A 9984-nucleotide genomic window follows, 5' to 3' on the forward strand; every position below is an offset into this window, starting at 1 on the left:
ATCTGAAAAGGTCAATGTCGGTTTTTTAGCTAATATATCAAAAACAGGTGCACTTATTTAAAAAAAAAAAAACAATAAAAAATAATCATCCTTCTTTTTGTGGAGGTTTTAAAACAAATATATATCTTTGAAATTCATCTGATGATATGATGAATTTGATATGAGTATTATTGTTAAAAAGAAATCCCTTGCAGATGAAGTCGCGTCCAGATTACAGGAGCAGATTTCATTTGGGAAATATAGGGTCAATGAAAAGTTGCCTATCGAGCCTGAACTGATGAAGCGCTTTGGTGTAGGTCGTTCTACTATCAGGGAAGCCATTAAAATTCTTGCTAACTCTGGTTTGTTGCGTGTGCAGCAAGGTATTGGTACTTTTGTAGAGTCGCTTGTAGTAAGCCGGGAGCCCATGGATCAGCGCTTAAAAAGAGCCAACGTTCAGGATCTGGATGAAGTAAGGCAATTGCTGGAAATGAAAATTGCGGAAAAGGCAGCACTTAACCGAACGGATTCAGATATCATTGCCATCCGCTATCACCTGGCCAACAGGAAAAGAGCTGCAGCTGAAGGTAAAATTGAAGAATGTATAGCGGCAGATGTTCAGTTTCATATTGCCATTGCTGAAGCTTCTAAAAATGAAATCCTTACAGACCTTTATAAATCTACATCTATCCATTTAAAAAATTGGTTTCTTCATATTTATCCTGAAACCCGGGTATTTGAAGAAACCTATATACTCCATGAACAATTGTTGAAAAGTATTATAGCAGGTGATGCGAAGAAAGCATGGAGTTTTGCTGCAAAAATAATCGGACACGTATCTCAATAATGAAAATGAAAGAAACAACGACTACGATTGACACCAAACAGATCGCACAGCAAACTGTCTTTCCAATACTTTTTGCCATTAGCTTTTCTCACTTATTAAACGATACCATACAATCACTTATACCAGCTATTTATCCGCTGGTAAAGAATACTTACAACCTTAGTTTCTCACAAATAGGCTTAATTACACTTACTTTTCAGATGGCTGCATCTTTGTTTCAGCCATTTGTTGGTTTATATACCGATAAAAAGCCACAACCATATTCGCTGGCGATTGGCATGGGATTTACATTGATCGGATTGATCACCCTGTCTTTATCTACAGGGTTTTATTTCATGCTGTTGTCAGTAGCACTTATCGGCACAGGGTCTTCTATATTTCACCCTGAAGCCTCACGTATGGCACATGCAGCATCGGGAGGCAGGCGTGGACTGGCACAATCTATATTTCAACTGGGAGGTAATGCAGGAAGTTCCATTGGTCCGCTGCTAGCTGCCTGGATAATTGTACCATACGGACAGTTTAGTGTCATCTGGTTTTCTATCATTGCCTTACTTGCTATTGTAATTTTGAGTTGGGTGGGGAGCTGGTATAAAGGTTATATGGTCAATTTAAAAGCTAAGCATGGCAGTAAGCTCCATGCAGTGACCAATAATTTCTCGAGGAGCAAAGTAATTGGCGCAGTTATTATTTTGTTGGTACTGATTTTTTCAAAGTACTTTTACATGGCCAGTCTGACCAGTTATTTTACTTTCTATTTGATTGATAAATTCCATGTTTCGGTACAGACGTCGCAGATTTACCTGTTTATATTTCTTTTCTCGGTGGCTGCGGGTACTTTGATCGGAGGGCCTGTAGGAGATAGATTTGGTCGTAAGTACGTGATCTGGTTTTCTATTTTAGGAACAGCACCTTTTGCTATGATGCTTCCATATGCCAATCTATTCTGGACAGGTGTATTGATTGTTCCAATAGGTATGATCCTCGCTTCGGCTTTTTCCGCTATTCTTGTTTACGCTCAGGAACTGATACCCGGAAAAGTTGGTCTGGTAGCGGGGTTGTTTTTTGGTTTTGCATTTGGTATGGGCGGAATTGGCTCTGCATTACTCGGTAGATTAGCTGATAGTACAAGTATCAGCCATGTATATCATATCTGTTCATTTTTACCTTTAATAGGTATTGTTACAGGATTTCTACCGAATATTGAGGGTAGAAAAAAGGGATAAAAAATAATAAGATCTTAGGTGAGTAGAAAATATTTTTTTACTTTTAGAATCACACACCTTTAAACCTTAAAATACAATGAAAACTAAAGATTTTGATTCCACTGACCGCAGGGCATTCCTAAAGAAGTCGGGTATCGTTATGCTGGGCAGTACACTTGCTTATCAAACAGGCTTCGGGTCTCCTTTATTTACTTCTTCTGCAAAATCAACGATTAAAGTTGGTCTGATCGGTTGCGGTGGCCGTGGGACTGGTGCTGCAGCACAAGCGCTTCAGGCAGATCCTGATGTGGTAATCACTGCCCTTGGTGATGTTTTTGAAGATAGACTTGAAACTGCATATAATGCACTGACCAACATTGATGCGAAAAGAGTAAAAGTTGATAAAAAGAGAAAATTCATAGGATTTGATGCCTATCAGAAAGTAATAGATTCTGGTGTTGATGTGGTTTTGTTAACTACACCTCCGGCTTTTCGTCCGGACCAGTTAACTGCGGCAATTAATGCTGGTAAACATGTGTTTTGTGAAAAACCTGTTGCTGTTGATGCTCCTGGTGTACGTAAAGTATTAGAGGCAGCGAAAAAAGCAAAGGATAAAAATCTGGCCCTGGTTTCGGGATTCTGTTTCAGGTACGATTTACCAACCAGAGGAGTGTTTAGCCGTGTTTTAAATGGTGACGTAGGTGAAATCAGAACAGTTACAACTTTCAGAAATGGCTCAGGAAACTGGTCCAACCCTCGTCAGCCTGACTGGAATGATCTTACTTTTAAAATGCGTAACTGGCATTATCAAAACTGGTTGTCAGGCGACTTTATTGTGGAACAGGCAGTGCATAGTCTGGATATGATGTCCTGGGTAATGGGTGATAAAATGCCGGTTAGTGTGACCGGAACAGGTGGCCGTCAGGTACGTGTTAACGAAATATATGGTAATATTTATGATCACTTTGCTGTGGAATTTGCTTATGCAAATGGGGCTAAAGGTTATCATTTCTGCAGACAACAAGAGGGAACTTCACACCGGAATACTGTAGATGTATTAGGAATTGATGGAAATGCTTTTGTAAATGTTGGAACACGTTACGAGATTTCTGGAAAAAATCAGTGGAAGTATGATGGGCCGAAGAAAAATATGTACCAGGTGCAGCATGATGAATTGTTTGCTTCTATTCGTAATGGAAAGCCTATAAATAACGGGGAGTATATGGCAAATAGTACTTTGCTGGCAATTTGGGCACGTATGGCTGCTTATACCGGCCAAACGGTTAGCTTTGAACAGGCATTAAACTCAAATGTTGAGCTAGGACCAAAGATAGATGAATATAACTGGGATCTTAAATGGGAAAATCTACCCGTAGCCTTACCTGGTTCTACAAAGATTATTTAAGGAAAGAAGACTTAGCAGGTCATTTTAGTATTTAATGATTTGTTTTTAGTATGATATGACAGCCTTGTCGGATTAAAATACCCACATGTGGGTATTTTAATCCGACAAGGCTGTGTTTATTTTTGAGGATTGAAAAAATCTAAATTAACTCCATATGAAAAGGAATTTACTATTTGCTTTTGTCTTGCTCTTTATCATTACTTCCTGTAAAAAGGAAAAAGCTCCGGAGCCACAAAATGAGGATAGAAAACCAGAAGTTATCATCAAAGAAATTACCTCTAAATTAGCCGGGGCGGATAGCATTAGTACGTTTACAGCAGCATTAAAGAATATTGTACTTACCGCAGAAGAAACTGCACAAGGGATTACTGTTTTTGCTCCTTTAAATCAAAACTCTAGTCCACAGGCACGAATTAACAAAATGGCTTCGTTGGGTGGAGGTAGCGGAAAGCTGTCCGATACTAATCCTGCTGATACAGCAAAAACTGTTTTAACAGATGTAGAACTAAGAGATCATATTGTAAAGGGAGTGTTTAACTTCTCAGACCTAACTAATGGGAAGATCCTTACTGGTCTAAATGGGAATCAGCTAAAGGTCACCAGGTCGGCTGATACGGTCTGGATTAATGGCATAAGGATAGGTGGACATCAGATTGTTTCATCAGGTAATGAGGCTGTCTATGCTGTGAAATCAATATTGACAGGAACGAATGTAAACGACGAACCAGAATCTACCTCATTGGAAGTTACCGTATGGGACGCTACAATGTGGAGTGCCGCAAAATCTAAAGGTGAAGCGGCAAGTGATGCATTGGTAACACTTTATAATAGTCAAAAAGATTATGCTGATAGTATTCCTGCACAGGAAGGAAGAACCGATGTTAATGGAAAGGTTATTTTTAAAACTGTTAGTCCTGGTATATATTATATCAAAGTCACTCAAGGAACCAAAAGTAATATTTTTAACAGATCTGCAAAGCAAGGTGGTTTATATACAGGTTATGTTAATGCTGGGATCTTCCAGAATCAGACGGAGATTAATGCAGCGCCAATACAAGTACTAGCTGTTCCGGGCGACTTTAAATGGGTTGATGTAAATGGTGATGGGGTGATTAATAACAATGACCGTATTACTTTGCCTAATGAAAAAGCAACGGTAGTTGCTGGTGCATTGAGAAAAGTAGAAGTGATGATTGGTAAATTGAAAAATACCCAGGCTGAACCTTATACTGAAGTTGCATTTAATGCAAACCTGAGTGTTGTCGAAAGTAATCTGGCCGCATGGCATAAAAAGCTGGTTTTGATTGATGGTTTACTTGGGCCAAATGTGACAATTGACTCTATTCCGCAAATTTATAATACAGTGAATTACCAGATGATCAATAATTTTGCAATGACTCCTACAAATCCGGTTTTGGAAGAGATTTGGAGAAAAGGTTATGAAAGCATAGCTTCTTTAAGTGTCTTGCAAGATAGGATTCCTAATGTGATGACTGATCGTAATACAAAATTAGCTCAAGTTCGTGGAATGAAAGCATACATATATTTGCAATTACTTACCTATTATGGAAATATATCTTTGTTGCAGACTACTGGAAATCTCAATAATCAAAACAGAGCTGCAGTATACAGTTATATTACGACTGAGTTGCAAGAGGCAGCTGCTGCATTATCAGCAACTGGCAGCCCAACTAGTTTGAATTCATTAACTGTACTTGCATTATCAGCGAAAGCAGCTTTGCTTGATAAAAAATATACAGAAGCGGCTGCTCATGCTGAGGCTGTAATTAATGCTGGAAAATATACATTAGCTACTATGGGGGGGGAATTTAGCACAAATAGTCCAGAAATTATTTGGAATAATTCTTCTGGTATGGATGCGAATATCAAAAATTATTTCTATCAGAGAACTTCTTTGCCATATTTAAGGTTAACAGAGGTTTATTTGACTGCTATTGAGGCTAATATTGCTTTGAATAATATAACAAAAGCACAAGGTTATTTTGATGCCCTTCATAACAGATCACGCTATAATCTTTTACTTGTGAGTATGTCTAATTTAAGGGCACTTTGGGTTAATCAGTGTCTAAGAGAAGGTGGTATGTTTGCAAACTTTTTAAGATGGGGCACTGTTTCACAATTTGCTTTCAGAGGTTTTGTCGAAGGTAAAAATAATCGTTTACCTATTCCTCAAAATGTAATTGATACTAACCCTCAAATGCGACAGAATCCGGGGTATTAATATAGGTCATAGAACAAGAAGCCGTTCAAGTTAAATCTTGAACGGTTTTCTTTTTTGTAAAACCTTAATTGTACTATATTAGGGCAATCTAAACAAACCACACAATGAAAAAAGTATTAAAAATTGTTGGACTGTGCTTTACTATGGTTATACTCGGTACGGTAATTTTATTTGCGCAGCAAGCCACTTTACAGTTCGGAAAAGAAGTTAGTTCTGATGACAAGGGACGTATTAAAGAAAAGAATATCAGCTGGTTTAATGTAAATACAGAACCAGATACCTGGAGGAAAGAAAAAGATCTTCTTATTTGCTCAGGAAAGCCTATTGGTGTAATGCGTTCGGAAAAACTATATGAGAATTTTATCCTTGAGGTAGAATGGAAGCATATGGAAGCAGGGGGGAACTCAGGTATGTTTGTTTGGAGTGATGCTATACCAGGTGTGAAAAATCGTTTGCCTGGCGGAGTAGAAGTTCAGATGCTTGAGCTGGATTGGATTAATATAAATGCTAAAAATGGGGTGCAACAGCCTATTGCTTATGTTCATGGTGAACTATTTGGTGTTGGCGGAGTAACTACTGTTCCCGATAATCCCCGGGGTGAGAGGAGTAAATCGATAGAAAACCGTTGTAAAGGAAAAGGAGAGTGGAATAGCTATAAAGTAGTCTGTGTAGATGGAACCATTAAACTGTCTGTCAATGGGAAGTTTGTAAATGGCGTCAGTAAATCTACTGTTAAAAAAGGTTATCTCTGTCTTGAATCTGAGGGCGCAGAAATTCATTTTAGAAATTTAAAAGTTACTGAGCTCTAAAAAAAACTGATCTCAATCAATCATATCCCTTATAAAATCATATGTCATTTATAAGGGATATGCTGTGTCACTTTTCGTTTCGGAAAGTACAAAAAAGCTTTGAACAGTACTTACATTTGGTAGTGTTGCCAATTTGTTCCTTAAAAACAGGTGATAGGCATCCATATCGCTGGTTGCAATCCGTAAGATAAAATCATAGGCGCCAGTCATCTGAAAACATTCCATAACTTCACTAAACTTAGCCACCTCGGTTTCAAATTCTACTAAAGTTTCGGCAGTATGAGCTTTTAGAAAGACGTGTGAGAATGCAAGGAGGTTTCTGTCAATCTTTTTACGGTCTAATATAGCGACAACGCGTTTAATATAACCCTGCTCTTTTAATCGCCTTACTCTCTCATGTACTGTTGCTATAGATTTATTGAGCTTAAAAGATAGCTCTTTATTGTTCAGGGTAGCATCTTTCTGTAAAAGTCTTAAAATCTCCAGATCTACCGGGTCTAGATTGTTCTGCATATTAATTAGTCATAAGATGTTGCATTTCGAATATTTCATTATTTACAGAAAAATAATCCTGAATGAAAAAAAAACAGGTCAACTTATAAAAATGAAGTCGTATCTGAAATAATTCATTGTTTTTTGTTGTTTTTCTGAAAAATTTTCGGAAATAAAGGTAAGCATTGTTAATATAACTTGCATTATAGATTTTTACCGAAAATTATTTATAAAAAAAACATGTTAGTTGAAACTCTAGAGCAAGCTTGTCTGACTGCTGATCTTACCAACAAATTTGCACATTTATGGCATTTAGTAGGCAATACGCCTATGTTGGAATTACAGTATGTGTACAAAGGAAAACCAGGAAAAGTTTATGTAAAATGCGAACATTATAACCTTACTGGAAGTGTGAAAGATAGAATGGCTCTTAATATTATGTATGAGGCTTATAAATCTTGCGCCATTAAACCTGGTGATACCATTATTGAAGCTACTAGTGGTAATACGGGTATTGCTTTTGCTGCAATTGGTAGAGCTTTAGGCCATCCTGTTAAAATCATCATGCCAAACTGGTTAAGTAAAGAGCGTATTGATATTATTAGAAGTATGGGTGCTGAAGTAATCTTGATTAGTAAAGAAGAGGGCGGATTTTTGGGTAGCATTAAGTTATCTGAAGACCTTGCTGCAGCTGGAGGTGTATTTTTGCCTAAGCAATTTGAAAACAAATATAACGAAGAAGCTCATGAGAAAACCACTGGTATGGAAATCTGGGAGCAATTGAAATTAAATGGCTTAAAACCTGATGCATTTGTTGCAGGTGTAGGTACAGGTGGTACTGTAATGGGAGTAGGCAAAGGATTAAAATCTTATAACCCCGCAATTAAAATTCACCCTTTAGAGCCGGCTGAAAGTCCAACTTTAACTACCGGATATAAAGTTGGTAGTCATCGTATACAAGGGATTTCTGATGAGTTTATTCCTGCTATCGTGAAATTAGATGAGATGGATGAAGTAATCCAGGCAAATGACGGAGATGCAATCATTATGGCGCAAAAATTGGCCAAAGAGCTTGGTTTAGCTGTAGGGATTTCATCAGGTGCAAATGTGATTGGTGCAATTAAGTTAAAAGAGCAAATGGGTGATGAGGCTGTTGTTGTTACCATTCTGAGTGATAGCAATAAAAAATACCTTAGCACTGACTTGGTAAAAGAGGAAGCTATAAAAGATTCTTTTATTTCTACAGATACTGTATTTACAGGTTACCAACCGATTTGTCGTTTGAAATAAAATACAAAAATATAATAGATGAAACTAAACCACCAGTTGTTTTTAAGTGTACGTGTATTAATACTAGGGTTTTTCCTATTCTTAGGTTCTGCAACTTTTGCTTTTGCTCAGGAAGCAGATACTTCGGTAGATGATCTAGTGTTTACCGAGATGGGTTCTGAAACAGATACCTCAGTTGTTGCTGCTGTAAATGCTGATAGCCTTAAAAATATTGATAGTGCAAAAAGTGTTGTAGACACAACCAAAAATGTAGCAATAACAGCAGGCGTAAATCAAAGTAGCTCTGAAGCAGAAAAAACCCTTTGGGAAACCTTTATAGCTGGTCTTATCGGTGGCTTTCTGGCTTTCCTGATGCCTTGTATATTCCCAATGGTACCTTTAACCATTAGTTACTTTACAAACAGGGCCGGGAGCAAAAGTAAGGGGGTTGGTCAGGCTTTAATTTATGGACTTTCTATTATTGTGATTTATGTAGCTTTCGGCTTGCTGATCACTGTGATCTTTGGTTCTGCAGGGTTAAACGCTTTAAGTGCCAGTGGATTATTTAACTTCCTGTTCTTTATCTTGCTGGTGGTATTTGCGGTTTCCTTTTTTGGTGCCTTTGAGATTACTTTACCAAGCTCTATTGTTAACAAGATAGATAGTAAGGCCGACAACAGTAAAGGTTTAGGCGGTATTTTCTTTATGGCCGCTTCTTTAGCTTTGGTATCTTTCTCTTGTACAGGTCCAATCATCGGTACTTTATTAGTGCAGGCCAGCTCTAAAGGGGAGTTGTTAGCTCCGGCAATAGGTATGTTCGGATTTGCATTGGCTTTAGCTTTACCATTTACTTTATCTGCAATCTTTCCAGGCTTTTTAAGCAGCATGCCTAAATCAGGTGGATGGTTAAACAGTGTAAAAGTATGTCTGGGTTTCCTGGAACTGGCTTTAGCTTTAAAATTCCTTTCATCGGCAGATCTGGCCTGGCATTGGGAATGGTTCGACAGAGAAATTTTCCTGGTACTGTGGATTGTGATCTTTATCCTGATGGGGATCTACCTATTGGGCAAACTCAAGTTTGCACACGATAGCGAGCTGAAATATGTTTCTGTACCGAGGTTGTTCTTCGCTATCCTGTCGTTCTCATTCGCTGTATACATGGTTCCCGGATTATGGGGAGCTCCTGTAAGTGTACTAAGCGGACTTGCACCTCCAATGAACACTCAGGACTTCATTTTAAATGCACATGGATCTGCAGCTTCAGCTGGATCAGCAGATTTCCCAACTAAGGTGAAACATAGCGAATCATTAAAAGCACCTGTAGGCTTCAATGTATTCTTCGATCTGGATGAGGGAGTTGAATATGCCAAGAAAGTGAACAAACCTGTTTTGTTAGACTTTACCGGACATACCTGTGTAAATTGTCGCAGAATGGAAGATCTGGTATGGATTGACCAGGAGGTTGGACGACTGATTAAAGAGGAATATGTACTTATTCAATTATATGTTGATGACCGTAACATTAAGATGCCTGCAGAGAAAGTTCATTATTCTAAGATCCTGAAACGCAATACCGATGACCTGGGTTATTGGAACCTGGACTTTCAGGCTACAAGATATGCTTCCAATGCACAACCTTTATACGTACTGGCCGGACAAGATCTTAATCCTTTAGTGGCCCCACAGGGTGCTAATTTTAACGCAAAAGAATACGCAGATTATTTAAGAAGCGGTGT

General features: G+C 38.2%; 8 protein-coding genes. 7 read left to right on the forward strand and 1 reads right to left on the reverse strand.

Translation table 11 applies throughout. From position 1 onward, the window contains the following. Positions 1–160 precede the first annotated feature (160 nt). From ABDJ41_RS12565 to ABDJ41_RS12585, 5 genes are all read left to right on the forward strand, one after another. The gene (locus ABDJ41_RS12565; protein WP_349786365.1) at positions 161–826 is read left to right on the forward strand and encodes a FadR/GntR family transcriptional regulator; all 666 of its coding nucleotides are present in this window, start codon (positions 161–163) and stop codon (positions 824–826) included. Beyond that, a complete protein-coding gene (locus ABDJ41_RS12570) occupies positions 826–2052 on the forward strand; it encodes an MFS transporter (RefSeq protein ID WP_502930336.1) in 1227 nt (408 codons plus the stop codon). The genes ABDJ41_RS12565 and ABDJ41_RS12570 overlap by 1 nt, the downstream gene beginning before the upstream one ends. Positions 2053–2128: 76 nt before the next feature. Beyond that, positions 2129–3436 carry a Gfo/Idh/MocA family protein gene (locus ABDJ41_RS12575; RefSeq protein WP_349786367.1) on the forward strand — a complete coding sequence of 436 codons (1308 nt, stop codon included), beginning with the start codon at positions 2129–2131 and terminating at the stop codon, positions 3434–3436. Between the two features lie 154 nt (positions 3437–3590). After that, the gene (locus tag ABDJ41_RS12580) at positions 3591–5678 is read left to right on the forward strand and encodes a RagB/SusD family nutrient uptake outer membrane protein (protein WP_349786368.1); all 2088 of its coding nucleotides are present in this window, start codon (positions 3591–3593) and stop codon (positions 5676–5678) included. A gap of 104 nt (positions 5679–5782) precedes the next feature. Continuing rightward, positions 5783–6487, forward strand: coding sequence for a 3-keto-disaccharide hydrolase (locus ABDJ41_RS12585; protein ID WP_349786369.1), 705 nt, complete (start codon positions 5783–5785; stop codon positions 6485–6487). 48 nt (positions 6488–6535) lie between these two features. Here the strand turns inward: ABDJ41_RS12585 and ABDJ41_RS12590 are convergent, their stop codons facing one another. Beyond that, entirely contained in the window at positions 6536–7000 is a 465-nt protein-coding gene (locus ABDJ41_RS12590) for an Lrp/AsnC family transcriptional regulator (RefSeq protein ID WP_349786370.1), read from the reverse strand. A 219-nt stretch (positions 7001–7219) separates the two neighbouring features. Here ABDJ41_RS12590 and ABDJ41_RS12595 point away from each other — a divergent pair, with 219 nt between their 5' ends. Together ABDJ41_RS12595 and ABDJ41_RS12600 are read left to right on the forward strand one after the other, a co-directional pair. Beyond that, positions 7220–8269 (forward strand): PLP-dependent cysteine synthase family protein, encoded by a 1050-nt coding sequence (locus ABDJ41_RS12595; RefSeq protein WP_349786371.1) that lies wholly within the window; start codon positions 7220–7222, stop codon positions 8267–8269. A gap of 18 nt (positions 8270–8287) precedes the next feature. Beyond that, on the forward strand, positions 8288–9984 hold a 1697-nt coding region (locus ABDJ41_RS12600; protein ID WP_349786372.1), incomplete at its 3' end, for a protein-disulfide reductase DsbD family protein.

Origin of the sequence: Pedobacter sp. ASV1-7 (assembly GCF_040203335.1) — a bacterium.
Taxonomy (GTDB): Bacteria; Bacteroidota; Bacteroidia; order Sphingobacteriales; family Sphingobacteriaceae; genus Pedobacter.

Excerpts from the sequence above, each read along its gene's own strand:
- ABDJ41_RS12565 (WP_349786365.1), top strand. The coding sequence starts at position 161 with ATGAGTATTATTGTTAAAAAGAAATCCCTTGCAGATGAAGTCGCGTCC.
- ABDJ41_RS12570 (WP_502930336.1), top strand. The coding sequence starts at position 826 with ATGAAAATGAAAGAAACAACGACTACGATTGACACCAAACAGATCGCA.
- ABDJ41_RS12575 (WP_349786367.1), top strand. The coding sequence starts at position 2,129 with ATGAAAACTAAAGATTTTGATTCCACTGACCGCAGGGCATTCCTAAAG.
- ABDJ41_RS12580 (WP_349786368.1), top strand. The coding sequence starts at position 3,591 with ATGAAAAGGAATTTACTATTTGCTTTTGTCTTGCTCTTTATCATTACT.
- ABDJ41_RS12585 (WP_349786369.1), top strand. The coding sequence starts at position 5,783 with ATGAAAAAAGTATTAAAAATTGTTGGACTGTGCTTTACTATGGTTATA.
- ABDJ41_RS12590 (WP_349786370.1), bottom strand. The coding sequence starts at position 7,000 with ATGCAGAACAATCTAGACCCGGTAGATCTGGAGATTTTAAGACTTTTA.
- ABDJ41_RS12595 (WP_349786371.1), top strand. The coding sequence starts at position 7,220 with ATGTTAGTTGAAACTCTAGAGCAAGCTTGTCTGACTGCTGATCTTACC.